The organism is Cytobacillus oceanisediminis 2691 (assembly GCF_007678455.1).
GTDB classification, from domain to species: Bacteria; Bacillota; Bacilli; order Bacillales; family Cytobacillaceae; genus Mesobacillus; species Mesobacillus oceanisediminis_A.
This window is the reverse complement of the sequence record NZ_VEEP01000007.1, coordinates 280194-306516: the sequence shown is the minus strand read 5'-3', so window position 1 is coordinate 306516 and position 26323 is coordinate 280194. Positions and strand designations below refer to the sequence as shown.

Sequence of the window (26323 nt, the reverse complement as noted above, 5' to 3'; positions counted from 1 at the left end):
AGGATTTCAACAAAAAGGGTGGTTAATCCTTCCTGGATCAACACTCCCGTTCATTTAATAAGAATTTCGAGTCATAAAAGACAGGTTCAATAACGATATCATTTGTAAAAAAGCCAATTCTTTTTTTTATTTCCGTGTTTTTTTCTTTACTTTTTAATTTTCGTTTTATAAAATCAGATAAACAAGATAACTATTATCCAGTTAATCTTATTTAATTCTTTATAGAAAAGGGGTGATTATTATGCAAATTAAAAATGGATTCGAACAAAGTGTATATGCCATTTGTTTACTTAGTATGTTACCTGCTAAGTCCGTACTACCAGGCGAAGCAATAAGTAACCAAATAGGAGCTTCACCGACTTATTTTCAAAAAATATTAAGGAAGCTTGCAGATTCTGATCTGATTACTTCAGTTCCTGGTAAAAAAGGGGGATTTAAACTAAAAAAGACCCCTAGTGAAATAAGGATATATGATATTTTTCTAGCAATCGAGGGACAGCAAGCATTGTACTACTCCAATAATGTTTTAGGAGAGATGGTTCATAAAAAGGACAAAGAAGCATGTGTGCTAAGTGACTTAATGGAAAGAGCGGAAACTTCTTGGATAACAGTCTTAAAAAGCGAGACTATTTCCTCTCTATTTACAGAGTTGCATAAAGAAAAAGAACTGCAAGATTGGGTAAATCAAAATTCAGTTCAATAAACCAACAACCAGAATTAACCATAGAATGGAGAAAATAATCATGAATACAGATTTTCAAGTAAAAGAACAAGTAATTAATGCTTTACAGTTTAGACATGCAACTAAAAATTTCGATACCAGCAAGAAAATTTCAAAAGAGAATTTTAACTTTATACTTGAAGCGGGAAGATTATCTCCAAGCTCATTAGGTTTTGAACCTTGGAAATTTTTAATTGTGCAAAATCCTGAATTAAGGGAACGACTAAAAGAAGTTTCTATGGGTGCAGTAAGTCAACTTGATACCGCAAGTCATTTTATAATCATACTAAGTCGCACTGATGTTAGATATGACTCTGAATATATTTTTGACCATATGAAAAACGTTCAAAAGATGCCAGATGAAGTTATGGAGTTTGTATCTAATGCTCTAAAAGATACGCAAGAAGCCCGTGAAACGATAAATAACGAACGAGCATTATACGATTGGTCTTCAAAACAAAGTTATATTGCTATGGCTAACATGATGACATCTGCTGCTCTTATTGGAATAGATTCCTGTCCAATGGAAGGCTTTAATTATGATGAAGTGGAAAATATCCTAAAAGAAGAAAATTTATTAAAAGGAGAAAACTGGAAGCCATCGGTAATGGTAGCTTTTGGCTATAGAAAGGAAGATCCAAAACGTCCTAAAACCAGAAGAAATTTAGATGAAATTATAGAATTTGTATAAATACTAATATAAAAGATAGCTAAAGATTAAGGTAATTCCCTTTCGGAGTTACCTTAATCTTATTTTTTATAAATCATCAGTTTTACTACATCTTCCTTTGCAATCAATGCATGTAGCTTTATAACACATTTATAGATTTTTCTTTTAAGTTGAATAAGAAAAAAACCGACGAAGCACCTGTTGATCTTCAACTATCGCAGCCTATAGTTTAAGTTCATTTCTTCACAAACTTTTCTTTATTACAGAAATGCCGCCCCCTAGTTGAACAAGCGACAGCCCTGTTCTGCTATAGCTAACCGCTAACTCAACAATAATATCACTAACGAATAAACGCCAATTCTTTATTAGCCAGCGCATCTTTTAACCATCGAGGATGCATTTTCAATAAGTCTTGCGGTAGGTTTTGTTGTTTAAAAAACTTAATTTCTAGCGACTCGGAAGAATTACATCGTAGTTCACCACCAGTAATTTCAGCAAGAAAACAAGTTGTTATAAAATGTACTATCTTACCATTTGGATAGGCAAACACCTGTGAATTAGGGTCAGAGTACACTCCAATAAGCTTTTTAATCCTTATATCCAAATTAGTTTCCTCTTTTACTTCTCTGATTGCTGCCTCAGAAACTGTTTCTCCTATTTCTATATGTCCTGAAGGAATACCCCAAAGTCCTACATCTGACCTTTTCTGTAACAAAACTTGTTTTTCCTCATTCATAATAATAACTGCAACCCCGGCTTTTAAGTCATCAATTCTTTTCATACAATAAATCTCCCTTAAAGTAATAAAAAAGGTCCGAAGAGAAAGATTTCAACGCATAACAAATACGCTGAACCTTTCCCCTCGGACCTTTTATGTCAATAGGTGCCTTTTACATATTGTAAAAGATGTAGCCCTTGGTCACTGACCTATCTAAATAGCGGTACCCTAGCTACAATTTTCCAGTTCATTTTTACTTTACATTAAATACTCGGAAAATGAAAGGTACTCTTTTACTAAACTTCCTCTATAGCTCAATACGGGATTCCAGAAAAAAGTGGATAACCCTCTTGATCATCGCACCTGTTACTTGAATAAGAAAACAGGTTCGCCAAAACAACTATCCTCAACTCACCCGTCACATATCAAGCCTTTGTTCTAACTCATCTTTTTGACGCAAGTGATGACGAAAATGCATACCAACCAAATCATACCATTCCCTTGCATTCAGCCATCCTAACCCTCCATGCTCGACTTTATAATTTGGGTTTATCTTATCCACTTTCGAATTCCATTGACTTAACCTTAGAATCACTTCATCCATTCTGCGGATAAGATCGTCCTTGCCATCTGAATTATTAGGTGGAGTATTTAGTTCATCCGGTAATTTAATTTTTATTGGTGGAAACCCTCCAATCTTATATAAATGCTGACCAAACTCCGTTTTCCCAAGGGGCTGTTCATCACTTAAAGTGGAACATTTTTCTATATTGTCTAGATACTCATGAGCAACAAGGATTAAATGGTCATACATTTGCCCAATCGACCAAACCTCTTCATCAGATTTATATCTTAGCTGTTCCAAGGAGTAATCTTGTAGCTCGTTTTTGTAAGTCTTAATTAGTTTAAATTCGCTCAATTTAATTTCTCCTTTTTATTGATTAACTCTAATCTAATAGTTTTACCTTTTTGTATATGTAACTAATTATTCAATTTCCGATTACAAATACCTTCTTCAACAAACCTGACCCGTTAGAGTTCAATAAATACTAAAGGTGCACTTACAAACTCCAACCTTTCACAAAAGTTCTAAACCTTACAGCTCCTATTATTAAACTTTTTGAAAGAATACTTTACAATCCTTCTTTTCTAGATTTGGTTAATAAGCTACCGAGGCTATGGGCAATTAAAAACTGAGCTGTGTAATATGTAGACATGATGAGTAAACTTGATTGTGGAACATCAGATACAAACAGATTCCAAGATAATATAGAATCGGATAGGACAAATAAAAAACTTCCTGCAATTGCCCATTTATTACCTGTCATAATGGCTGACCATGCCATAAGTGAAATCACAAAAACATATGCAATAACAGGAATAATGAGATTACTGTTTCCATTGTCCATCAAAGCTTTTACAAGTTCGTTACTAATTAAGAAAGAGTAAACAAATATAAGAATGATCATTGCGAAACGTGTTTTAGAAAACTTCCATGTTCTAATGAATCCGAATAAGTAAAATAGATGCCCTGTTAAAAATGCTGCTAATCCAAAGATAAAAGAACCTGCAATTAAGCCATCTCCCAACATACATATAAACAATCCAGTTATTATAATCCATTGAGCAGGTTTAGGATTAGTATTGCAATGTAGGTATGCATAAATAAGTATTAATACCATGGGAATGAGCTTAAAAGTGATTTTAAGAGATGCAGGATCTTCGGGGATAAAAAAGATATAAAGGCCACTCATCAATAAGATTAGAAGAGGTAATACAAATTTTTTCATATGTACATCACTTCCTAATAATTTTTATTATATTTTATGTTTTATTGTAGATTAATAGGACTTTTTAAAAGAAACTGGTAATTATAACTTCAGTAGTAAGCCGATAGGGAAAGCACCTGTAACTTTGGAATTGCATGGTTCATATGCTAAATCAAATTGGATTTTTATTACATTGAATCTTTTCCTTGATCTGCTAAACTTCCAATAGTGGAAGACGTGACAGCTTTATTCTGCTATTGCACCCTTATGTTTCAGTATTTATTTACAATCCCTGGCTATTGTTTCGACCAACACAAAAAAGAACCGACATTTACCAAGTCATTGCTTTTACTATAGCTTTTTATGCCTGATACCTTTAGCCTCCGTTAACTTTTGTTTATTTTGAAATCCATTCATATTGAATATCAGGTAAATTTTCTTCATTTTCGTGTCCTCTACCAATGATTTTAAATCCATTCTTTTCATAAAATCGTTGTGCATTTTCATTTACTTCAAATGTATATAATGTTAATCTCCCACTTGATATTACTTTTACTTTATCTAGTAATGATTGACCTATACCCATTCCTTGATAATCTGTATGAATATAAAGTTGGCTTATTTCCGTTTCATTAAAAGCAATCATTCCTACTACTTTATCGTCAATTAACGCTAAATTTATTTGAAACTGTTTAGGTAATATAGTATTTAAAAAATAAACGTGATTTTCAAAGCTATGAATTTCTTTCTGACCAATTGCCTGCTCCTTACTATCGCGCCACATTTTAACTGTTTGTTCAGCGTACTTTGGATTATACTGAGTAATGATGATTTGGTGTTGGCTCACTGCAATACCTCCTCATTTTTGTTACTGCTTTTTTGTTGTTTTCTTGTTATAAGTTTGCACCCGTATGTTTAAACAATTCAAACATGATTAGCCTAATACCACTATTACTTATTAATCTGTTTTAATTTCATAATCTGTTACTATGTCTTTATCATCAAACCAAAGGAGCAGCCATTCACTATCTATACTCACAAGACCACGCTCGTCACCTAGATAATAAACCAGATTGTTTGGTTCCTTAAAATAAGCCTTTTCTTCTTCCTCGCCCAGAAGTTTAATAATTTCAGTTTTAGTCTTTCCTTTTAACTCCACTTCCGAGAACATACTATCTATCATATCGACTCTTTCCGAAGGCTTATTAAACCATTTCTCTTGGTTGAATTCATCAGGTGAAAATATTAAAAATAGCACGTAAATGGTTCCGCCTACAATTCCTAAAAGTGTTCCAAAAGTAAATGCGACGACTTTAATGGTTTGTTTCATTATTTCCTCGAAATTTTGACTTCGAAAATGTTAATTTATTAGAGTAAAAGCATTCTTTATCGTTGCAGCTATTTATAAGTTCGTATTTAACTCTTCTGCAATCGTTAGTGGAGCAAGAAAAAGAGATGCTGCAGCAACTCTTTATTTAACACAACACTGACAAAATATTATCGTCCTATTGTTAGTTAACAACTTTTAACTAGTCCATAACCTTTGAATATCTACTAATTCCTGTCCGATGAATTCCATCTTGTATATATCTGGTTTTGATGTATTTAATAAGAAGTTCAAATCGTACTTATTGTCATAATACCTTAACATTAATGTCATAATAGCCCCGTGAGTACCTAAAAGTACTTTTTGTCCTCTATAGGTATTCAATATTTCTTTTAAAGCCTTTATTGCTCGTTTCTGACAATCAGCATTAGATTCTCCTCCCTTTAAAGCATATTTTGAATCAGCAAATGACCTTTCTAATAAAGGGTATAATGCCTTGTTAGGTATTCGAGAATTTTCAGCAGAAAAGACTCTTTCTTTAAGTTCTTCAATTACTAAAATTTCCTGTCCTAATTCTATTGCTAACTGTTGAACAGTTTGGATGGAACGTTTGTAAGGACTCGAGATAACAGCATCAATGCACTCACTTTTTAAAAGTTGAGCAATTCGTTTAGAGTCTGAGACTCCTTTTTCAGTTAGTTCTCTTGTTCTTTCATCTCCAACTTTTGGGGAATCACCGTGCCTCAGCAAATATATATAAGTTTTCATTATATCCCTCTTTAATTAATATATCTTCCTAGTACTAAGAGCCTCTTAATAGCTAAAAATATGAGATCCCATAATGGCAGCACTTCCAGAATCGGTGTTGAATAGAAAGTCACCCTATTTTAAATCAATTTCCTTAAACCAAAACTCCAACGAATCCATTGGTTCTTCTCTAATATGGACATAATAGACTTTAATATCGCTGGGGTTTATGTTTTCTGGGAAAGCAAAAGAAATGCGAAACTCCTTAGTTGTCTCAATATCAAAAAGTTGAGGTTGCAATTTAGGTGCATCTATTTCTTTTAAGCTTTTGTGAACTGCTGCCTCTAATCCCTTATAATCCATCTCGTTATAGTCTTTGTATCTGTTACGTTTCACATTGGACAACTTTATATTATCCGGAACGTAAAATACAATATAATCGGTGACGAATCTGTAGTTATCCATGGGTTTCACCCAAACACCTGAAAGAGAATATCGTTGCTTTTCTCTTTCCACACTAATCTCCAGGGATTCAGAAGTTGTATGATACCAAGAGTTAAAGACTACGTATCCAATAATGAATAAAACAAAAAAAACTGGAACTGTTAGACAAATTGATAAAAACCTACTTTTCTTCCAAATGCTAACTGCTAAAATTATTAAACCAAACACAATCAATATTCCAAGAATAGTTGTCATATTAAACTCCTAAAAATCTAATTCCATTTAATTTAACCTTTAAATCTCATATATGTAAATACTTAGAAATAATTAGTTGAACAACCTCCGCCATTAATCTGGCTTGCTAAGCCGAATATCGTTATAACTATCTTGCTTTGCTAGTTCATTAACTTTGTGTCCCCTCTAAAATACTTAATTACAAGTAAATAATCTCCATTGGCTTAACCAGAAAAACCCTCATAAAATATGAAGCCAGTTTTGAATTCCCATTAAAAATTGTTTAAACACCATTAGCCCGTTCTGACAGAAATGAAAAAACCCTTCTCAGACGAAGGGCTTTGTAAGGTATATTGATTTTTTTAGATTGCTTTCATGCCTTCTAGGATAATTTTTGCATCTGCGTTTAGATATGCTGGTGTATCTTTTCTAATCAGTAAGTTGGGATGGTCCTTTACAATCATTTTTATTCCTCTTACGTCGAACTTATTGGCGTATGTATTAATTGTATTTATGATAGCCATATCCTTTCTTGTCAATGGCTGCCCATCATGAACCTGCATTTGCAAGAGGAAGTCCAATAACTCCCTTGCATTTTTATTTAACATATTTCTATGTTCATTTAAGATTTCAATGTTTTCTTCAATATAAACCCTTGCGATAGCAAGTTCCATTTCTTCTACGTTTTTGTTTATCTTTGCTGTAAGTGATTCTAAACTCAATGTATCCATCTCCTTGTTTGTGGCTACAGTGTATATCGGAATAAAAACGATTTACTTTAAACAAGTCAAACTTATAACTAACAATAGGGGAGAGGTATTTTCTTTTTTCAGGATTTATCTCTTAGAAATCTAGTTGTCCTCTGTGTTTTCTTTGTCATTTTCTATATGGCCTAGAGTCCTGGTTGTCATATTGATTTTGAGACATATTCCTTTTAAGTCGTTCTGATCTTAACTGAGTACCTAAGCTCTCTTTATTCATCTGGAAACCTACGTGTAGCATATATGAATTATATCCCTTCATAAAAAAAGCCAGTTAAGTTTTAACTTAACTGACCTTTTTTTACCACATGCTCTTAAAATAGTGCACGTGCACAGACTTAATTTATTTAATTGAACTAGATTGGATTATATGCCAATAAGTTTGGTACAATTACAAATCTGAAATCATTCCGCCATCAACAACGAATTGTGCTCCAGTGGAGTAACTAGAATCATCAGAAGCAAGGTATACAACTAAATTAGACACTTCTTCAACTTCTGCCCTTCTTCTTAGGGGAATATCTTTTTCAAGTTGTTTTAGATATTCTTCAACATCTGGCTGGTCAGCCATAGGTGTTTTGATAATTCCTGGATGGACAGAATTCACACGGATGTTATATTGCCCTAGTTCGGTTGCAGCACCTTTAGTCATACCGGTTACAGCATGCTTTGAAGCACTATAAGCAATAGCGGTTGGAGCACTTACCAAACCATCTACGGATGAAATGTTAACAATAGAACCAACGCCAGCTTTTTTCATTGAAGGAAGTACTTTTTGCATCCCTAAGAATACACCCAGCTCGTCTACTTTAAATGTTAATTCGAAGTCTTTTACAGTTAGTTCTTCTAATGTTTTGAAGATACCAATTCCTGCATTGTTTACCAGGACGTTGATTGGTCCAAATGCCTCTTCGGTTTTTGCTACAACTTCTACCCAGTTCTCTTCACTGGATACATCTAATTTAAGCGCAATTGCATGGTCTCCTAATTCATCGGCCAGTTTTTGTGCACCTTCAAAATTAAGATCCGTAATCGCTACTTTTGCGCCTTCTGCCACAAATTTACGAGCATGCATAGCACCCATACCTTGTGCTGCCCCTGTAATGATTGCTACTTTCCCATCTAATTTACCCATTATAAATTCTCCTTTCGATTTTAAAAACAACTTCATATACAATTTGTATTATTTGCTTTAATGAACAATTTAATAATAATCCTATTATTAATTACTTTCAATTAAAGAGTCTCGAATTAAAAGTATTTTCCTATATTAATACGCTTGTTTAGATTTTTTGCCTTAGTATGCCGACCACTGCATTTATCTGATCGGTATTTTGCTGACCATCAATAACTAAAAAGCATATTATAAACAACTTCAATAAAGCAGAAACCAAGATTGATAGATTTCGCTCTATTGAAGTTGTGTTTGGTTTATTAAGAATTCATTTTACTTCGTTTGGCTGTTAAAGCTGACAGCAATTTGCGTTCCTACTTTAGCATTGTGTTTTACTAATTCGATATTCGCATCAAGGCTTTTACCGTTTGTTAATTCTTTGATTTTTCCGAGCAGGAATGGCGTGCTGTCTTTCCCGATGATATGTTGTTCTTCTGCTTCTTTCACTGCTTGATCAATAATGGAATTGATATAGTCTTCATCCATAGCAAATTCTTCCGGGATCGGGTTTGCAATCACTGCTCCGCCTTTAAGGTTTAGTTCCCATTTTGTTTTTAATGTCTCGGCAATAACGTCGACAGAATCTGTGGAGAAGTTTAATTTATGTTCGCTGCTTCTCGTATAGAATGCTGGAAGGTACTCTGTTTCATAACCAATTACCGGTACTCCTTTTGTTTCGAGGTATTCCATAGTAAGCGCCAGGTCAAGAATTGATTTAGCACCTGCACAGATGACTGCTACATCCGTTTGAGCAAGCTCTTCGAGGTCAGCCGAGATATCCATGGTTCTTTCTGCTCCTTTATGAACCCCGCCAATACCGCCTGTCACGAAGATTTTGATATCCGCTAAGTCAGCACAAATCATGGTGGATGCAACAGTGGTCGCGCCTAGTTGTTTTGTGGCAACGATTTGCGCAAGATCACGCCTTGATACCTTTGCAACACCAGAACTTTTTCCAAACAATTCTAATTCATCATCTGTTAAACCAATTTTGATTTTCCCATCAATGATGGCAATTGTTGCTGGGACAGCACCGTTATCCCGAACAATTTGTTCAACCTCACGGGCCATTTTAACGTTTTGCGGATACGGCATACCATGGGAAATAATCGTGGATTCCAATGCAACGATAGCTTTCCCTTCCTTTTTTGCTTGTTGTACCTCTGCTGATAATTCAATATATTGTTTCATTTTTTAATTCCTCCATATCTAAGATAAATTGTTTTTGCGTTAACTCTTGTCTAACTGTATATTTTGACATGATCGTTTTATGGGCATTGATCAAACCTGACTTGATAATGTAGTCCATTTCTTTATTTTGTAACCAGGAATAAATGACTCCTGAGCAAAAGGAATCTCCTGCACCTGTTACATCTACAACCTTTGGTGTTTCGATTGCCGGAAAGTAAGATAGCTCTCCATTTTCGACTCCCGCCATCACACCTTTTGAGCCATTAGTGACAATCACATTTTTCACACCTAATTCTAACCATTTCTTTACAGCATTTTCCCAGTCTTGAACATCCAGGATATTCATGTTCATGAATGTTTCGGTTTCATCCTTGTTTACGATCAGCCAGCTGACACCATGCAGCGATTTTGTAAGCCTATTCATTTTTGGGGATGAAACAGGGATGATCACAAATGGAATTTGATGCTGAGAAGTGAAAGAACATAGATAATCAATCGTTTCACTTGGACAATTCAAATCAGCAACGATACATTTAGCTCTTTTGAGAATGTGGATATTACTGATTAACAGTTCAGGAGTGATTTTTTCGTAAATATCCATATCCGCTAACGCGACTGATAAATGGCCATTTCGGTCCAAAACGGCCGTATAAGTTCCCGTTGAAGAATCTTTAAATAGCGTGACATACTCCAGATTCATGAACGGGGATGATGAATCATAGATTCCAATCCATTCAGCATCGTTTCCTCTTGCTGTTAAAAGGATGACTTCTTCCCCTAATCTGCCCAGGTTTTCGGCAATATTTCTGGCTACTCCGCCAACCGATGTAGAAGATTTGACAGGATTGGAAGTTTCGCTAGTTATGTCAAACTTCGCATAAAATTTTCGATCAAGATTGGCTCCGCCAATGCAAATGATAGGATTTGTTTCCTTGAATGCTTCGGCCATTTCCTTCGTCATTTTATCCCCCCTTCCCAAGTTCAAAACATTTGTTTATTTAATAAACATAAGTTTAGTATACGCTTTCTTTTTTATTTGTCAATGAGTTTAAAAGAATAGTAGTCTCTAGATTGAACATCAATTACTGGAAAATGCATTTTAATCGTCCCATTTTACAGGGGCTTTTTTGCCGTTGTTTTTTTGGTTATAATGGATTGATTAAAACAACTATCAAAAAAAACAATCAGTTGATTCTGCAAAAGCTTAACGAGATGAAATTAAATTTGAAAATCTATTCACGTTGAGTTGAAAAACTATGGTTTTTCGGGAAGTGAGGTTGTCTCATGGATAAAGAGAAGCAAATTTTACACCATATAAGAATGAATCCTTTCATTTCACAACAGGAATTATCAAGCAAGGTAGGGTTATCCCGACCTGCTGTTGCTAACTATATTGCCAACCTGACAAGACGCGGAGAGATCAAAGGGCGCGGTTATATACTTGGAGAAGAATCGTCAATCGTGTGTATTGGCGGGGCAAACACAGACCGTAAAGCACGGACGAATCAGAAGGTACGCTTATATTCTTCAAATCCAGTAAGAATTACCGAAACATGTGGCGGGGTGGCTCGCAATTTTGCCGAAAATTTAAGCAGGCTCGGCGTCAGCACATCTCTAATTGCATGTGTCGGAGAGGACAAAGAAGGAAACTGGTTATTGAAGGAGACGAAAAGTGTTGGTGTCGATATTAGTCAGGTATGGGTATTGCCAATGGAACGGACAGGCAATTACACAGCATTGTTAGATGTTGATGGTGAAAGTATTGTTGCGATGGCTGACATGACTATATATGAAAAAATCACAACCTCCATGTTTGAAGAAAAATGGTCCCATATCGCTGCTTCACAGGCTGTTTTTCTGGATACGAATATTCCTGAGGACAGTATACGATATTTAATTAAACGCTGCAGAGATGAAAGCATTCCTTTATATATTGATCCAGTATCTTCAACGAAAGCACAAAGATTGCCTGTTCGCCTTGACGGAGTAGAATTACTGCTCCCGACCCGGGAAGAAGCCGAAGTCCTGTCAGATATGAGAATAGAATCTATCACGGACTGCCAGTTAGCCTGTGAAAAAATTAGGCAGCGTGGGGTTAAACAAATCATTGTAACACTTGGGAATGAAGGTGTTTTTTACTCGTCATCTGATGAATCCGGGCATTTGCCGCCATTTACAACTGACATTATTGATGTCACTGGAGCAGATGACGCATTTGCTTCATGTGCCATCTATGGGATGATGATGAAAGAATCGTTAATCGGCTCGTGTCAATTAGGCCTTGCTGGTGCTGCGCTTACCCTTCAAACTGAGGAATCAATATCCCCAGTTTTGAAGCCTGAAAAACTTCATGAAATCATAAAGATGTTTTCTGAGTAAGAGCAAGAAATAACAGGTGAAGCAACAATATCCCTTCACCTATTCAAATATGGGTGACTCAAAAAGTTGTATGAACGACTTTTTTCTGGGTCACCCCTCCCTTGGTAAACTGTTTTTGACGCTTTCAATTTGCAGAAAAAAATAGAACAATCAGCAGGCTTAAAAAGCTCTCTAACATTTTTTTATTACTTTGTCGCCCCCATCGATTTTATTTCTATATTTAAGTCCATATCAATATTTGCTTCCGAAAGAGCTTTGCCCCAATCATCCTGCACTTTTTTGTAATGTTCATATTCATAGGCTCTTGCATAGATTCCAAGCCCGATGGGGTCAATTTTGTGGTCCTGGACTTTTTTAATGACTTCTTCGAACTTTGATTTCAATTCTTTCTCAATCATTTTCTCTAACTCTTCATCTTTTACACTGTCTTTAGGAAATAAGCGCTCTACAATATTAACACCCAAATTAATCTTATAATGAAAATGGAATTTCCCCTGGGCATATTTGGTCTTTACGTTAGATTGAACTCGCCTTACATCTATGCTTACTTCTTTAGTATTAAAAACCTCCATTTCATCCTCCAGCGCGGGGAGTTCCAGGGAATAGGTCAATTCCTTCTTCTTTTGATCCTGGAGGACTATGAGGAGAGCAGATTCTTGAATACTGAGCGTGTCTACAATCTTTCCCTTCTTATCCAACAATGATACCCCGACAAGTTCAAGGTCTTTTTCTTTTTTTATTTCCGATATAGACGGCGTCATTCCCTTTTCGTACATTTGCCGATGCAGCACCTGGAGTGTGGTCATTACAGTCTGCGTACGATCACTGTTTTTATCAATCACTTCTTTCAAATATAAAGGTAATTGCGGTTTATTATCGGGTTCAAAATAAATAACATCCGAGACAGGGCCATCCACCACGATTACCCTTGTATTCAGGGAAAAGGTGGGATTCCGATATACTGTATCCAGAAGAGAAAACCAGCCTTCATGTTTAAGTACGCGTTTTCCAATCAGTAAAATTTGAATTTTCGCCGCAGTGACTTCACCTGTGGCTTTCACATCAAAATATTTCCGGGATTCCCTGATTGATTTAGCCTTTACCTGATAGGTTTCTGTATTTTTTTTGCTCTCTTTATTGAATACTGGACTTGATTCAGAAATAATCAGGTTGTTTTCATCATCCAGATCAATGCCTAGAATCAATGAAATCGTTAAGTCTTCCAGCGGGACATTTCCTCCGCAACTTGAAAGCAAGGCAACAAGAATCAACAAAGGTAAGGTTAGAAACAGGCGTTTCATTAAGATGCCCTCCTTTTAAAAAGCCCTCGTATCTTTAACCCCCCCCACAAACAAAGAGGAAAAGCAAATGCTAGAAGCAAACTAAACTGTTCCGTTATTTGCTGAAGAAAGGTATTTTGATCGAGAGTGGGAGGAAACAAAATCACGTAAATCCCTTCAATCAGCAAAAGCAAGAATAAATGCCTATTGTTATTTTGATTTCCTGTCAGCCGAGTTGTGCAAAAAACCGTTAAATACATGAGTGGCAGTACGGTAGTAGACATAACAAACAAATAAAAGGAAAAAAAGACAATTTCCAATCTTTCAATAAACTTGAATTCAAGGACTTTCAATTTGGCAATAGTCGGTTCATTATATGCCGTAATTTCATCGGGACTGAAAAAAGCAAAGGCTCCTATTGTGATCGTCAAGAATGCGAGAAGCGACAAGCTATTGGCAATCACAATCCCCAATGATGCTTTTTCTTTCTTGTGCAAAAAGGGATAAAGAAAAAAGGCAATTTCAAAACCAACGAATGAAAAGATAGCCGTTTTTGCAGCTTTAAAGATTGGGAGCCATCCTTCCTTTATTACGGGAAGCAGATTAAGCCACTCGGCATTCTTCAAAGGAATTAAATAAATGGCCACCGTCCACAAGGTCATGAAAAAGACGAGTTCTGAATACCTTCCTAAAATGTTGATGTTCTTTCTGGCTATAAGATAGCTGGGTATTGATAACAACAAAATCGTTACATACACCTCAGTATAAGGTAAAATCCATGCCTGGATAAAAAGTGCTTCCCTAATAAATATCACATGAGCTAATAAAGCAAAATATAACCCAAACAAGATCGTTCCTGCTTTCCCGACCCATTTGCCAAAATAATGGGTTAATAAATCAAGAAGCGTTCCATTCGGGTGTTTCTTCATGATTTGTATGATCAATAAACTAGCAAGAGTTGAAATCGACCAGGAAATGAAGATCGCAATCCAGCCATCGGTTCCTGCTATCTCCGCTAGTTCACGTGGCAAAGTCAGTACCCCAACACCCATTTGCACGCCATGTATTAAAAAGATATATTGCATTAAGGTTATCCGATTTTTCATATTATTCATTGCTCTTCGTCACCCTTTGGCTGGCGGGGATTAGCTCTTTTCATTTGAATCGCATTTGTACTGAAAGGGCGCTTTTCGAGCGACCACTGAGGGAAGCGAATAAATAGATCCTTCCAGTCAGGAAAACGTAAAGGAGCAACCGGACTGCCATAAGGCATTCCCAGTGATTCGAGACCGATAAAATGGGAAAGTAAGATCATCAGTCCTACTATGATTCCGACGAAACCAAACAATGAAGCAAGAATCATCATCGGGAACCGGACAATCCGAATAGCTGAACCCATTTCATAATTAGGTATGATGAAAGAAGCGATTGCTGTCAAAGCAACAACGATCACCATAATATTGCTGACAATCCCAGCTTCTACGGCTGCCTGGCCAATGACAATACCCCCAACAATGCCTACTGTTTGCCCAATTTTGGCAGGAAGCCGAATTCCCGCTTCCCTGAGCATTTCAAGAGTCAGCTCCATAATAAAAGCCTCAATAAAAGGCGGAAAAGGAATCCGTTCTCTCGATTCTCCGATAGAAAATAACAGCTTCAGTGGAATGACTTCAAAATGAAATGAAATAGTAGCAATATAAATTGCAGGAAGGAAGATCGCAATGAAAAAGCCAATATATCTAAGCAGTCGAACAAAAGATGCTACCATCCACCGGTTACTATAGTCATCTACTGTTGTGAAAAAATTATTAAAAGACGCAGGTCCGACGATCACACTTGGAGAGCGATCGACCACGGTTACGAATCTGCCCTGTAAAATTTCTGTTGCTGCGAAGTCAGGTCGTTCTGTTAATAAAAATTGAGGAAAGGGAGAGTATGAATGGTCTTCTATGTATTGTGAAAGTACCCCCGCATTGATGACGCTGTCGACATTCACCCTCTGTATCCGGTCCACAAGCTCTTTCAATATTTCCTGATCCGCTACATCCGCCAGATATAATATGGAGAGCTTCGTCTTCCCTCTTTCTCCAACTGTCATTTCCTTTATTTTCAGTTCTCGATTAGGAATTTGCTGACGGATTAATGCAATATTATCGCCGCCAGTTTCCGTAAACCCCACATGTGCCCCAGATAAATAAGTTTCAATAGGGGAGTCCTCCAGAGATCTCTTTGGAAATGCCGGCGTGTCATATATGTACGCCTCTTTATGGTTATCCAAAAATAAGACGCACTCGCCACTTAATATTGCACTTTCCACTTGCTTCCATGTGGCAGCCTCTTTGATATGACCAAGAGAGACCTTTATATCTCCCTCCTTCTTTTCTTTCTCTCCCTGGAATAAAAGCGGGTCCAATATATGATCAAAAACAACCTTACTATCGGTGATTCCACTTAAATACACAAGCGCAGCCTTATTACTGGTTTGCCTTATGACTAACTCCCTCACGACTAGATCAGGTGTATCACAAAAAATGGCTTGAATTTCAGCAGTATTCTCCTCTAATTTTGCACTTATCCGTCCCTGATTTGTTCCATATCTGGATTCAGAACCCTCTGATGCGTTATACTTCCGAAAAAATACCATGTGATATTCCCACCTAGTTGATGATAGTTTATTTTGTATCGTCAGTTGGCAAATCATACATGAATAGTAGTTACTGCACGTGGAAGAACATCCTCTTAGACACAAAAAAAGCCCATGTATACATGAGCTTTCTGAGTGTCTGTATATAAAAGCAATATTTTTGAATCCAAACTTATGATTTATCCAAACTCCTTTTACTATTTTGGATGCTCTGTGGCAGATTCCATCTAAAGTAAACTGATATGATTCGAAACAGAACGATGGCAATTAAGAGCAGAGTCGTGGCATACGGTCCCCGTATCAAACCTAATCCAATGGTGATTCCCGCGATTGCTGCCCATAAAGCATAAATTTCTGAGTGGAAAATCATTGGCTTCCGCCGTGCAAAAACATCCCGTATCATCCCGCCTCCGGTTCCTGTCATTACAGCTGCAATAATGACCGCTATTAGAGGTGCGTCAATGGAGACTGCATATTTTGCTCCTTGTATGGCAAATGACGCTAAACCAATCGCATCGAAAAATATTACCCATTTTTTAAAACGATTGATCCATTTATTATGGAGGATAAAAACGATGGTCATAGCCAAAAAGGCAAATTCGAATAAATAATCCTGCTTCCAAATATGTTCAATAGGCAGTCCAATTAACAGATTACGAATAATGCCGCCACCAAAGGCAGTAGTGAATCCTAATACATAAATTCCTATTAAATCATATTCTTCTTCCCTTGCGACCATTGCGCCACTTATAGCAAAGGCTAGGGTGCCAATGATGTTAAGGAATTCCCACGTCATGAGCACCCACTCCAATCTCTGGTTCAATTTTTAAGATAGACCTTACTATATCTCCTAATCTAATTCATAATAACCGCAAACAACATGTCCTACCGCTTTAGCTGCGACAAGCAGGGCATCTTCATCGATATCGAACTTCGGATTATGGTTGAAGTACGGATCCTCTACTCCTTTAGGTGTGCAGGCGATGTAAAAGAAGCAGGAAGGGAATTTTTCAGCATAGTATGCAAAGTCTTCGGATGGAGCCATTGCTGGGAATTCCTTCACTTCTTTTATATCTTTATCGTTTGCACTCTTAAGAATCTCTGCAACCTGTGCTGTTACGGCTGGATCATTATATAATGGCGGATAATCATTTAAATAAGTCAGTTCACAGCTTACACCAAATTCTTCTTCGATTCCTTTCACAAGACGTTTTACTTCTTTTTCAATAGTAGCTTTCGTTTCAACAGTCATATACCTGATATCACCTTCAAGTTCAATGCTGTCTTTAATGACATTGAAGGTTCCTTTTCCATCAAAGGATCCAATCGTGATCACCCCGATATCAAAGGGACTTAACCTGCGGCTGATGATTGTCTGAACGGCTGTTACAAAATGGGCCCCAGCGACGATAGCATCGTTCGCCAAATGCGGCGAAGAACCATGTCCGCCTCTTCCATTGATCTTTAATTTCATGTAAGCCCTGCCGTTAAAAGAATATCCAGAGTGATATCCGACAACCCCAGCTGGACCCATCGGCAGCAGATGGATGCCGAAGATATTATCTAAATCATCAAGTACACCGGAATCAACAATGCTTTTAGCTCCGCCTGGCGGTACTTCTTCCGCATGCTGATGGATGATTTTGATTGTGCCTGGTATTTCCTCTTTTAATTGAATAAGACAATCCGCCAAAACCATCAAATAAGCTGTATGTCCATCATGGCCGCATGCATGCATGACACCCTCATTTTTCGATTTAAATGGTACATCTGTTTCCTCGACGATTGGGAGGGCATCAAAATCAGCTCGCAAACCAATGTTTTTACCTGATTTCCCGCCTTTTATCGTGACGATGATCCCGTGTCCGTTTCCGACATTCGATTGTACCTCGACATCTTTTCCTTTATAAAAATCTAAAATATATTGAGCTGTTTTTTCTTCTTGAAAAGAAAGTTCAGGATATTCGTGAAGATGCCTGCGTATTTCAATGATTTCATCCTTACGCGATTCAAGCATTTCCATTAATTTTTGTCTCATGATCCTATCATCCCTTCTTTAACTTTTTAAAACTCAACAAAAAGCTTCGTTTACCAAGCATTATTCTGCAACTGGCTTTCGGCTGGTCCGAGATCCTTTGGCAGGAGCAGTCTTGCCGGCATCTCCCGGTACGAGGAAGATGATTGATAAAATCGAAAGTATCCCGAAAATGACGTTTACGATAATCCCAATTGAAGCTGCTGTTTCTAGATTTCCGTTTCCTGCGATTGCACCGTAGACGGCTGCAGATATAGCAACGCCGAAGGCACTTCCAAGTGAGCTAGCCATTTTGTAAACCCCTGCTGCTTCACCGACCTTGTCTGCGGGAGCATTGGAAACTGAAGTATCTGTTGATGGAGTTGCATAAATTCCAAGTCCAAGACCAAATAGGGCAAATCCAATGAAAACGGTAATGGTATAAGCAAGGTCTGGCAAGAATGTCAGTCCCATCATCGCCACGCCGACTGTTGTAATGAAGGCTCCCCAAATCATCGGTAATTTAGCTCCAACCTTCTGCAGGATTTTTTCACCTACACGAATCATGGCAAGCACTGCGACTAGATAACCGAGTGATAGCATACCGGACTGGAAGGAATTAAATCCCCGCCCTACTTGTACATACGTATTGGCGACAACTAGTGTACCTGCGATAGCATTAAGCAAGAAATTCGAAATCGTCGCGCCTGTATATGGTTTATTTTTAAAGACATCGAAATCAATCAGTACGACCTCTTTACTTCTTTCCACTTTGATGAACACAATGAAACCAATGATTGTAACTGCCAGAAGACCTAATGTAAGCGGGCTGGCCCACCCTAAATCAGCTCCGTAGTTGATAAAGACATTCAGAGCAATCATTGTGATGATAAAAATCGATAAACCTGTGTAATCGAATTTAAAACCGCCCACAGATTCTTGTTTACTTTCTGGAGTATCCTTCAGCAGGAACATTCCAATCAAAGCAAAGATGATAGAAAAAATGAAGATCCATCTCCAGCCCATTGAGGTAGCGATGGCGCCGCCTGCAAATGAAGCAATCCCAGAACCGCCCCATGATCCAATGGACCAAAAACTTAATGCACGCTGCCGCTCTTTTCCTTCAAAATAGGCTTTCATCAATGCAATGGTTGATGGCATAATAAATGCAGCTGAAATCCCTTGAATAATACGTCCAATAATCAGCATTGCTGAACCCTGGGCTAAAACAAGGAAAAGTGAACCGATAATACTTAATATAAAGCCAATGTACGCAATCTTTTTCCTGCCAATTTTATCGGCAAGGCCTCCGGCAGCAACAATGAACATTCCGGAAAACAAAGCCGTTAAACTAATTGCGATGTTTACCGTTCCAATTGATATGCCCAAATCCTGCTGGACTGCTGGAACGACATTGACAATCGCCTGGGCAAACAGCCAGAAGGTAATAACACCAAACACTATGCCTGTGATCATTTTATTTGTACCTTTATAACTTGTCTCCATGAATATAACCTCCTAATTCACATAAATGGCAATAATAGTATTGTCCCAAATTGAAATTAATTAAGTCAGTTTTTGTTCTGCCTAACGTTCACCTTCCTCCTGGAATGAACATCTTCTCTTTGTTCCTACAAGAAAATTGTAGTCCAAATCCTGCAGATTAGAGAGTCATTATTTGCTGTATTCCTTTTCGTAAAATGTAAAATATTTCACCACCACTAATAAGGGTGAAAAAAGGGAGGTCAAAATTTGACTTCCCTATGCGAAATCCTGGATTCTTAAGATGTAAAACAAAAAGCCATTGCCGATACGGCAATGACTTTCTGTTTTACATCGCTTTTCTTATTTCAAAAAAATGAATAGCATTAACTGTTAAATAGGAATAAAATGACCATTCTCCTGTGATGGTTTCATCATAAAGCTCAATATCTGGATGGCTTGTCCTATTGATGTAATCGATAATCTCCAGATCAATTCCATGTCTGCTGTTAAGATTCCACCATTTCGTATATAAAGCTCCGTGATCTTTATCAAAAATATATTTCCGAATTTGATATTCCCCTGCTTCAAGCCCAGCAATCTTGACCTGGATCTCTTTATTCAGCTTTTGCAAAAATGCTTCCTCGATGGAGTAATATGGATTTATCGTTTTACAATTCATCAACACCAACTGATAGCCCCGGTCTGTTTTGGTCATCAAATAATCAGACCCCCGGGCTATGATGGTCCCATCGAGCTTATTAGCAAACATCATGGCAAAAAATGCAGGTCTTTTCCCGCTGAAATAGTGGAAAAATTCCAATCCCTCAATACGGATTCTCTGTCCATTATCACTGCCTTCATGCAATGCAGTATTAATCCAAAAGCCGATGGACTCAACATCATTGGCTATATCCAATACACTTTTCAACACTAAGGCTGCACGAAAAAAAGTTCCATTCGTAAAACGGGTGTTTCCAGAAAGTGTGTTCCATGAAATAAGGTGCATCGGTTTCTCAAGATGATGTTTTTTCAGATAAGATTTAATTTTCGCCGTGTTTTCCTTTACATAATCCTTTGTCAAATTAAAACGGTTATCACTCAATTCCTTGAAATCGATCATGTCATTCTGATTTGAATGATACGCAATGAAATCGATATGATTCCCTTCCGTCAGTATCCATTTATGGGGTTCCTTCGTTTTCTCTTCTTTAAAAGAGAAAGGCAAAAAAACACCCACATGAATGTCCGGTACCAGTTCTTTCAGCAAATCGTACATTTTTAAATAGACACGTTTCAATTCCAAAGCTTCAGCACCAGTAAAATAGGACTCATAAAATAAGAAATGCCATGTTTTCAGATAGGAGGCCCCATATACTTGTAAACAATGCTTCATAAAACCATAGAGCTTTTGGAAATAGAATTCTTCATTCTTGGTAATTTCCTGGTATTCAATTCTTACAAAAAGCGATAGTCCATTTTTCTTCATGAAATTCAAGGCAACATCTGATTTAAAATAAGGGGAACTTGTGGCAATTTCTTCATCTGTTTCAACTTCTGCCGTAATCGTCTCCCCGCTCAGCAAATGGCTGATTCCGATATAATTAAGACGCATATCATCTTTTGTCATTAGTATTTGCGACCTGACATCTTCTTTTTGCAGTTCCTTTAATTCCCGGACAATCAGTACATGATCAGGGAGGGACAGGTTTTGATTGATTGTATCTGTTACTTCAAGCTGCAATTCTTCAAACCGGGTCTCGGTGTTGGTATATGATTGGTCATGTTTGGTCAGTACGCTTCCCAATTTGGCCAGAATTTCAGGAGTATTGACCAGGGTATCAGTATCTTCAATCGACAGGCTTTGAAATGAATCGATTTGGGCTTCTGAATGATTCTCCCGGTAAATATGAGGAGTCACTTCATACTTTTCTTTAAAAAGCTTGGAAAATGACTTTGTATTCGCAAAACCATTTTTCATTGCGATTTGTGAAATCGTATCATCTGTATACACTAAATCTTTCACACTGTGTTTCAATCGGATTTCCATTAAAAAGCGATTGAAGCCCATGCCCATCTTCTGCTTAAAATAACGGGATAAATACCCTGTTGAAAGATAGAACTTTTGTGCCATATCTTCTAATGTAATTACCTGATGATAATTTTTCTCCAAATAATCCACCATTTTTGTCAGCCGGATATCATTAGCATCGATTTTTTCGATGGCTGTTCCTCTTTGCTTAAACCTGCGAATCAGAATCAGCAAAATGTCACATATGTATCCTTGCATCTCAATTTGATAGCTTTCATCTTTTCTGCTGTAGGTAATCATTAATTCAACAAGTAATTTCCTCATTTTATCAAGCATGATTTCTCTTCCCATTTCTATTTCTTGAGAAAAGACCTCAAACCGGCTGTTCCGGTATTCTGGATAGTATCGATCCATAAATGAGTCCGATATATCCAGCACTAACACCCTATTAGCTTCATTTCCTTTCACCTGAAAAAGCTGATTTCGATTAATGACAAGCAAATCCTGTTCCTTTAAAACATAATACCGGCTATCAATCTCAACCATTAATTCGCCGTCAATCACAAAAATGAATTTCAAACCCTGGTTCACTTTTGGGGATAAAAATTGAATCTTCTTCAAAGAAATTTGAAAATCGGTCAGCGGCTGATTCATGTGTTCACCTACTATCTAATTAACGAATGATCTTGCCAGTCCGTACGGAAAATTATTAATGTTTTAGATAAAACCTATTTTAACACATAAAACATGTCCCTTTTTCACTTCAGATTCCTATAAAGTAAGTACTATTCATTTATATTTAAACATTGTTGAATTTTCATACATAGGATTCAAAAAAGACTGCAGTCCGACTCTGTTTTAATCGAGTCTGCCTGCAGCCTGAGTCTAAATATCCATTCTCTTTACACATGATGAAACTTATAGGTGAATGTTATTTGCATCATTTACAATCCTTCTGATTAAGTCTTCTGCCGATTGCGTTTTAGCAAGTCTTGGACTCTGGCCGGACCATAGTGACATAAATTCCGGATTGTTTTGTGCTGCTGAAGCTTTTCTGATTGATTGTGTAAGTGCATTTTGGACTGGGAATTGAGGGAATGGAACCTCTTTCTCCTGCATTTCTTCTATAAACCGATTTTTCATGCCTCTAGCCCATTTGCCGGAGAAGGCATTTGTTAACACCATCTGATCTTCGGAGGCATCCAATATAGCATTTTTATAAAGTTGATGGGCTCCGCTTTCCGTACATGTTAAAAAAGCTGTGCCCATTTGAACAGCCTTTGCACCTAAGCAAAGGGATGCCATTAGCCCTCTTCCATCCATGATGCCGCCAGCAGCAATAACAGGAATTTTCACATGGTCGGCAACCTGAGGAATTAACGATATTAGACCTATGAGACTTTCCTTATCTCCGCTGATAAAATTCCCCCGATGGCCTCCTGCTTCACTGCCTTGCACAATCACGGCATCCATTCCGCTATTTTCAGCTTCAATTGCTTCCCTGACTGTCGTGGCTGTTCCCAATAAAATAATATTGTGAGTTTTAAGTTCTCTTACGATTTCCTTAGGAGGCAGTCCAAAGGTAAAGGAACAAACTCGGATGTTTTCATTAATAACAATCTGAATCAGTTCTTCAAATATTTCGATATTCATCTTGTAATCTGGAAGATCAAGCTGTCTTTGGTCCTCAAGTTTCAATTTTTCGCGTATAGGCTTCAGGGCATTTTCAGCAGATTCAATTTCATCCGGCGTAACATGAAATTCATTCGGCACGAAAAGATTAACACCAAAATTTCCGGTAGTAAGCTGTTTGATTTCCTTGATTTGTTCCTGCATTGCATCAGGAGACATATAGCCTGCCCCTACCATTCCAAGGCCTCCTGAATTGGAGACTGCTGAAACCAGTTGAGAAGTCGTAATGCCTCCGGCCATTGGTGCCTGTATGATCGGGTATTCAATATTCAAAAGCTCAGTCATTTCATTTTTCAGCATTGAATTAGCCTCATTTCTTTTGAACTTTATCTATTAATCAATTCTATACGTAAAAAAAATCCCCTTTTTTGAAGGCTAGTTTTAAAAAAGCCTGGTTTCGTAACGCTCGTTTCGTAAAGTTTGTTGTTTTAGATTTTTTTAAAAGAAACTAATTTTTACTATTCTGTAACTTTTGTGTTTAATTTTCGTATGGATGATTACTTGAAATGGAGGTATTAAAATGAAGAGAGGTTTTAAAACTTACACTTTTATCATCCTATTAGTTCTTGGTACGATATTCGTTTTAGACTACTTTGACATTTCTCGATTGGTAAATAACCTTCAAAATGATAAAAATATACTAATAGAAAAAGTGTCTCGCTTAGAGAAACAAAATCAAAAGAGTTCTACCGAGACGGAACAGTTGCAAAACGAAAATAAACAATTAGGTGAGCAAATTTCTCAATTAAAAGAGGAAGTTAAAGAATTAAAAACGTTCATTCAATACCAAGATTTAAATGATGCGATTAGCACAGTTAACTCCTATAAGGCAGCGAAAACATTTTTTCAAGCAAATAACTATATAGCCTTTGATGGTACTGTAAGTTACTCATATCTTGACCTTGAAGGTAATTGCCCTTGTTTTTTCAATTTTGACGGGCTAGGATTTGAATGGAAACCTAACGTAGTTGGAAACCTTAGTGAATTTAGAACGGAAAAGGGGAAAATCATTCTCATTTTTACTTCAGTTCAAAACGAACATACTGCTTATCAATTTGTAATGACCAAGGCAACGGGATTGAAGGAAAATAAATCCTCGCCTATTGGATTCGATTTAGATAAGGAAGAACAATGGAGAATTCTAGAGATTAAAAAATACTGAGATAGTTCGGTGAGGATCAGGACCATAAATTTATGGACCTTTTAAACTGCCCTTAAAATTTCCACTGTGGTTTTATTCGATTTTTAGCACGATGAAATAAGCATTTGTTCTGCCTGTTTTTCAAAGGACAAATGCTTGTCTATTTCTAACCACCCGTACCAATAAAGATAGTTATCTAAATACCTAGTCGCAACACCCTGGAACCGTTTCATCCAAGTTTTTAGATGACTATAGAGGTTGTTGACATTTTTCTGTAAAAATATTCGGTTTACTGGCATCAATATGGGTATTTTAAGTATTGACGCCGTTATCTTTGCTAATCAATGAAAGGAGTTCTACAATGCAAAAAGGAAGCTTTCAACTCGTTCTTCAGACCTCAAGTCTGGTGATTGGTTTCATGGTGTGGGTCATCCTTTCCTCCCTTATGCCCTATATCTCGGCAGACATTGATTTGACTGCAAGTGAAATGACTCTAGTAACCGCAGTACCAGTTATTCTCGGTTCAATTTTAAGAATTCCTATAGGCTATTGGACAAACAGGTATGGGGCCCGTTTGATTTTCACCATTAGTTTTATCATCCTCTTGCTCCCCGTCTTCATCATAAGTTCTGCTGACTCAATCATAATTTTGATCACAGGCGGTCTGTTGCTTGGTATTGGGGGAGCTGTTTTTTCTGTCGGCGTTACCTCGTTACCTAAATATTATCCAAAGGAAAAACACGGTTTTGTAAATGGGATTTACGGTGCCGGAAATATCGGTACGGCCTTCACTGCATTTTTAGCTCCAGTGATTGCAAATGAATTTGGTTGGCGTGCAACAGTTAATATGTACCTGATCTTATTGATCATCATTGCAGTCCTAAATTTTCTGCTCGGGGACAAACAAGAGAAGAGGATTAAGGTGTCCCTGGGTGATCAGATTAAAGGTGTCTATCATAATCCTAAACTTTGGCTGCTTAGCTTATTCTACTTTATTACCTTCGGGTCGTTTGTGGCGTTCACCATCTATTTGCCAAACTTCCTGGTGAATCATTTTGATCTCAGTAAAGTGGATGCTGGTCTTAGAACAGCAGGTTTCATTACCATTGCCACATTCCTTCGCCCAGTTGGCGGATGGCTTGGCGACAAATTCAATTCGTTCATCATCCTGATGTTTGTCTTTACTGGGCTGACGTTTAGCGGATTTCTCCTTTCCTTCACCCCATCCTTGCCGATTTACACAATCGGCGTTTTGGGAGTAGCGTTTTGTGCGGGGATTGGGAATGGGACAATCTTTAAGCTAGTTCCAATGTATTTCTCAAAACAGGCTGGGATTGTGAATGGAATCGTTGCTGCGATGGGTGGACTCGGAGGGTTTTTCCCTCCATTGATCCTCACCACCTTGTTCAATTGGACAGGGCATTACGCAATTGGATTCATGGCGCTGTCTGAATTTGCACTTGCCAGCCTGATACTCGTTGTATGGCTTTATTATCAAGACCAACTCAAGCTCGCTTCCACCGTTCTTGAAAGTACAGAATCTGGGATGATGATTACAGACATGAATGGAATCATCAAGAAGGTCAATCCTGCTTTTACAAAAGTGACTGGTTATATGGAAGAAGAAGCGATTGGAAAAACACCTGCCCTTCTGCAATCAGGTAAACACGACAAGGATTTTTATAGAGAGATGTGGGAAAAGATTAAAGCTGATGGTTATTGGCAAGGAGAAATCTGGAATAAAAAGAAAAATGGAGAAGTTTTTCCTGAATGGCTGACAATTAGTACGATAAAGGATGATGCTGGTGAGCCCAAAATGCTAGTCGCGATGTTCAGTGATCTTTCAATTCATTAGAAATAGCAGAGAATCTTTTTAGCCGATTCTCTGCTTCCTGTTTTCACC

24 protein-coding genes and 1 pseudogene are annotated in these 26323 nt (G+C 37.4%); 5 read left to right on the top strand and 20 right to left on the bottom strand.

Annotated features, from left to right (window positions below; all coding sequences use genetic code 11):
- Positions 1-241: 241 nt before the first annotated feature.
- Complete coding sequence (locus FS736_RS15730) at positions 242-703, top strand: Rrf2 family transcriptional regulator (RefSeq protein WP_144478944.1); 462 nt, start codon at positions 242-244, stop codon at positions 701-703.
- A gap of 40 nt (positions 704-743) precedes the next feature.
- Positions 744-1412, top strand: coding sequence for an NAD(P)H-dependent oxidoreductase (locus FS736_RS15725; RefSeq protein WP_186326812.1), 669 nt, complete (start codon positions 744-746; stop codon positions 1410-1412).
- Positions 1413-1731: 319 nt separating this feature from the next.
- Here the strand turns inward: FS736_RS15725 and FS736_RS15720 are convergent, their stop codons facing one another.
- From FS736_RS15720 to FS736_RS15670, 11 genes are all read right to left on the bottom strand, one after another.
- Positions 1732-2172, bottom strand: coding sequence for an NUDIX domain-containing protein (locus FS736_RS15720; RefSeq protein ID WP_144478942.1), 441 nt, complete (start codon positions 2170-2172; stop codon positions 1732-1734).
- A gap of 355 nt (positions 2173-2527) precedes the next feature.
- Positions 2528-3028 carry a DinB family protein gene (locus FS736_RS15715; RefSeq protein WP_144478940.1) on the bottom strand — a complete coding sequence of 167 codons (501 nt, stop codon included), beginning with the start codon at positions 3026-3028 and terminating at the stop codon, positions 2528-2530.
- A gap of 214 nt (positions 3029-3242) precedes the next feature.
- Positions 3243-3899, bottom strand: a complete 657-nt coding sequence (locus FS736_RS15710) for a lysoplasmalogenase (RefSeq protein WP_144478938.1) — start codon at positions 3897-3899, stop codon at positions 3243-3245.
- Between the two features lie 376 nt (positions 3900-4275).
- Positions 4276-4725 (bottom strand): GNAT family N-acetyltransferase, encoded by a 450-nt coding sequence (locus tag FS736_RS15705; RefSeq protein WP_144478936.1) that lies wholly within the window; start codon positions 4723-4725, stop codon positions 4276-4278.
- Positions 4726-4836: 111 nt separating this feature from the next.
- Positions 4837-5208 carry a hypothetical protein gene (locus tag FS736_RS15700; protein WP_144478934.1) on the bottom strand — a complete coding sequence of 124 codons (372 nt, stop codon included), beginning with the start codon at positions 5206-5208 and terminating at the stop codon, positions 4837-4839.
- A 195-nt stretch (positions 5209-5403) separates the two neighbouring features.
- Positions 5404-5973 carry a histidine phosphatase family protein gene (locus tag FS736_RS15695; protein WP_144478932.1) on the bottom strand — a complete coding sequence of 190 codons (570 nt, stop codon included), beginning with the start codon at positions 5971-5973 and terminating at the stop codon, positions 5404-5406.
- A gap of 114 nt (positions 5974-6087) precedes the next feature.
- Positions 6088-6651, bottom strand: a complete 564-nt coding sequence (locus FS736_RS15690) for a hypothetical protein (RefSeq protein ID WP_144478930.1) — start codon at positions 6649-6651, stop codon at positions 6088-6090.
- A gap of 341 nt (positions 6652-6992) precedes the next feature.
- On the bottom strand, positions 6993-7352 hold the full coding sequence (locus tag FS736_RS15685; protein WP_144478928.1) for a hypothetical protein: 360 nt from the start codon (positions 7350-7352) through the stop codon (positions 6993-6995).
- A gap of 430 nt (positions 7353-7782) precedes the next feature.
- On the bottom strand, positions 7783-8526 hold the full coding sequence (locus tag FS736_RS15680; protein WP_144478926.1) for an SDR family NAD(P)-dependent oxidoreductase: 744 nt from the start codon (positions 8524-8526) through the stop codon (positions 7783-7785).
- A 312-nt stretch (positions 8527-8838) separates the two neighbouring features.
- Complete coding sequence (locus FS736_RS15675) at positions 8839-9756, bottom strand: pseudouridine-5'-phosphate glycosidase (RefSeq protein WP_144478924.1); 918 nt, start codon at positions 9754-9756, stop codon at positions 8839-8841.
- On the bottom strand, positions 9740-10717 hold the full coding sequence (locus FS736_RS15670) for a carbohydrate kinase family protein (RefSeq protein ID WP_260983622.1): 978 nt from the start codon (positions 10715-10717) through the stop codon (positions 9740-9742). The genes FS736_RS15675 and FS736_RS15670 overlap by 17 nt, the downstream gene beginning before the upstream one ends.
- A gap of 323 nt (positions 10718-11040) precedes the next feature.
- Here FS736_RS15670 and FS736_RS15665 point away from each other — a divergent pair, with 323 nt between their 5' ends.
- Positions 11041-12135, top strand: a complete 1095-nt coding sequence (locus FS736_RS15665; protein ID WP_144478922.1) for a carbohydrate kinase — start codon at positions 11041-11043, stop codon at positions 12133-12135.
- Between the two features lie 185 nt (positions 12136-12320).
- Here the strand turns inward: FS736_RS15665 and FS736_RS15660 are convergent, their stop codons facing one another.
- The 8 genes from FS736_RS15660 to FS736_RS15625 form a co-directional block, all read right to left on the bottom strand.
- On the bottom strand, positions 12321-13436 hold the full coding sequence (locus tag FS736_RS15660) for a Ger(x)C family spore germination protein (protein WP_144478920.1): 1116 nt from the start codon (positions 13434-13436) through the stop codon (positions 12321-12323).
- Positions 13436-14530, bottom strand: coding sequence for a GerAB/ArcD/ProY family transporter (locus FS736_RS15655; RefSeq protein ID WP_144478918.1), 1095 nt, complete (start codon positions 14528-14530; stop codon positions 13436-13438). The genes FS736_RS15660 and FS736_RS15655 overlap by 1 nt, the downstream gene beginning before the upstream one ends.
- Positions 14527-16059 carry a spore germination protein gene (locus FS736_RS15650; protein ID WP_144478916.1) on the bottom strand — a complete coding sequence of 511 codons (1533 nt, stop codon included), beginning with the start codon at positions 16057-16059 and terminating at the stop codon, positions 14527-14529. Before FS736_RS15650 ends, FS736_RS15655 begins: the two co-directional genes overlap by 4 nt.
- Before the next feature lie 172 nt (positions 16060-16231).
- On the bottom strand, positions 16232-16855 hold the full coding sequence (locus FS736_RS15645; protein ID WP_144478914.1) for a trimeric intracellular cation channel family protein: 624 nt from the start codon (positions 16853-16855) through the stop codon (positions 16232-16234).
- A 54-nt stretch (positions 16856-16909) separates the two neighbouring features.
- Positions 16910-18097, bottom strand: coding sequence for an amidohydrolase (locus FS736_RS15640; protein WP_144478912.1), 1188 nt, complete (start codon positions 18095-18097; stop codon positions 16910-16912).
- A gap of 60 nt (positions 18098-18157) precedes the next feature.
- Positions 18158-19579 carry an MFS transporter gene (locus tag FS736_RS15635; protein WP_144478910.1) on the bottom strand — a complete coding sequence of 474 codons (1422 nt, stop codon included), beginning with the start codon at positions 19577-19579 and terminating at the stop codon, positions 18158-18160.
- A gap of 325 nt (positions 19580-19904) precedes the next feature.
- Entirely contained in the window at positions 19905-22241 is a 2337-nt protein-coding gene (locus tag FS736_RS15630) for a helix-turn-helix domain-containing protein (protein WP_144478908.1), read from the bottom strand.
- 264 nt (positions 22242-22505) lie between these two features.
- Positions 22506-23579: an NAD(P)H-dependent flavin oxidoreductase gene (locus tag FS736_RS15625; protein ID WP_144478907.1), complete on the bottom strand. Its 1074-nt coding sequence runs from the start codon at positions 23577-23579 to the stop codon at positions 22506-22508.
- A 220-nt stretch (positions 23580-23799) separates the two neighbouring features.
- On the opposite strand from FS736_RS15625, the gene FS736_RS15620 reads away from it, so the two are divergent.
- Positions 23800-24441, top strand: a complete 642-nt coding sequence (locus tag FS736_RS15620; protein ID WP_144478905.1) for a hypothetical protein — start codon at positions 23800-23802, stop codon at positions 24439-24441.
- Between the two features lie 83 nt (positions 24442-24524).
- On the opposite strand, the pseudogene FS736_RS25205 reads toward FS736_RS15620, so the two are convergent.
- Positions 24525-24692, bottom strand: a pseudogene (locus tag FS736_RS25205) (IS1595 family transposase); the annotation flags it as partial.
- A gap of 89 nt (positions 24693-24781) precedes the next feature.
- Between FS736_RS25205 and FS736_RS15610 the strand changes: the two are divergent.
- On the top strand, positions 24782-26275 hold the full coding sequence (locus FS736_RS15610; RefSeq protein WP_144478903.1) for a nitrate/nitrite transporter: 1494 nt from the start codon (positions 24782-24784) through the stop codon (positions 26273-26275).
- Positions 26276-26323 lie beyond the last annotated feature (48 nt).

What these genes read in the sequence shown, in the direction of transcription:
- FS736_RS15610 (WP_144478903.1), top strand. Translation starts at nt 24,782, where the DNA reads ATGCAAAAAGGAAGCTTTCAACTCGTTCTTCAGACCTCAAGTCTGGTG.
- FS736_RS15725 (WP_186326812.1), top strand. Translation starts at nt 744, where the DNA reads ATGAATACAGATTTTCAAGTAAAAGAACAAGTAATTAATGCTTTACAG.
- FS736_RS15670 (WP_260983622.1), bottom strand. Translation starts at nt 10,717, where the DNA reads ATGACGAAGGAAATGGCCGAAGCATTCAAGGAAACAAATCCTATCATT.
- FS736_RS15700 (WP_144478934.1), bottom strand. Translation starts at nt 5,208, where the DNA reads ATGAAACAAACCATTAAAGTCGTCGCATTTACTTTTGGAACACTTTTA.
- FS736_RS15660 (WP_144478920.1), bottom strand. Translation starts at nt 13,436, where the DNA reads ATGAAACGCCTGTTTCTAACCTTACCTTTGTTGATTCTTGTTGCCTTG.
- FS736_RS15680 (WP_144478926.1), bottom strand. Translation starts at nt 8,526, where the DNA reads ATGGGTAAATTAGATGGGAAAGTAGCAATCATTACAGGGGCAGCACAA.
- FS736_RS15650 (WP_144478916.1), bottom strand. Translation starts at nt 16,059, where the DNA reads ATGGTATTTTTTCGGAAGTATAACGCATCAGAGGGTTCTGAATCCAGA.
- FS736_RS15635 (WP_144478910.1), bottom strand. Translation starts at nt 19,579, where the DNA reads ATGGAGACAAGTTATAAAGGTACAAATAAAATGATCACAGGCATAGTG.
- FS736_RS15655 (WP_144478918.1), bottom strand. Translation starts at nt 14,530, where the DNA reads ATGAATAATATGAAAAATCGGATAACCTTAATGCAATATATCTTTTTA.
- FS736_RS15630 (WP_144478908.1), bottom strand. Translation starts at nt 22,241, where the DNA reads ATGAATCAGCCGCTGACCGATTTTCAAATTTCTTTGAAGAAGATTCAA.
- FS736_RS15620 (WP_144478905.1), top strand. Translation starts at nt 23,800, where the DNA reads ATGAAGAGAGGTTTTAAAACTTACACTTTTATCATCCTATTAGTTCTT.
- FS736_RS15640 (WP_144478912.1), bottom strand. Translation starts at nt 18,097, where the DNA reads ATGAGACAAAAATTAATGGAAATGCTTGAATCGCGTAAGGATGAAATC.
- FS736_RS15720 (WP_144478942.1), bottom strand. Translation starts at nt 2,172, where the DNA reads ATGAAAAGAATTGATGACTTAAAAGCCGGGGTTGCAGTTATTATTATG.
- FS736_RS15730 (WP_144478944.1), top strand. Translation starts at nt 242, where the DNA reads ATGCAAATTAAAAATGGATTCGAACAAAGTGTATATGCCATTTGTTTA.
- FS736_RS15695 (WP_144478932.1), bottom strand. Translation starts at nt 5,973, where the DNA reads ATGAAAACTTATATATATTTGCTGAGGCACGGTGATTCCCCAAAAGTT.
- FS736_RS15690 (WP_144478930.1), bottom strand. Translation starts at nt 6,651, where the DNA reads ATGACAACTATTCTTGGAATATTGATTGTGTTTGGTTTAATAATTTTA.
- FS736_RS15675 (WP_144478924.1), bottom strand. Translation starts at nt 9,756, where the DNA reads ATGAAACAATATATTGAATTATCAGCAGAGGTACAACAAGCAAAAAAG.
- FS736_RS15710 (WP_144478938.1), bottom strand. Translation starts at nt 3,899, where the DNA reads ATGAAAAAATTTGTATTACCTCTTCTAATCTTATTGATGAGTGGCCTT.
- FS736_RS15645 (WP_144478914.1), bottom strand. Translation starts at nt 16,855, where the DNA reads ATGACGTGGGAATTCCTTAACATCATTGGCACCCTAGCCTTTGCTATA.
- FS736_RS15625 (WP_144478907.1), bottom strand. Translation starts at nt 23,579, where the DNA reads ATGCTGAAAAATGAAATGACTGAGCTTTTGAATATTGAATACCCGATC.
- FS736_RS15665 (WP_144478922.1), top strand. Translation starts at nt 11,041, where the DNA reads ATGGATAAAGAGAAGCAAATTTTACACCATATAAGAATGAATCCTTTC.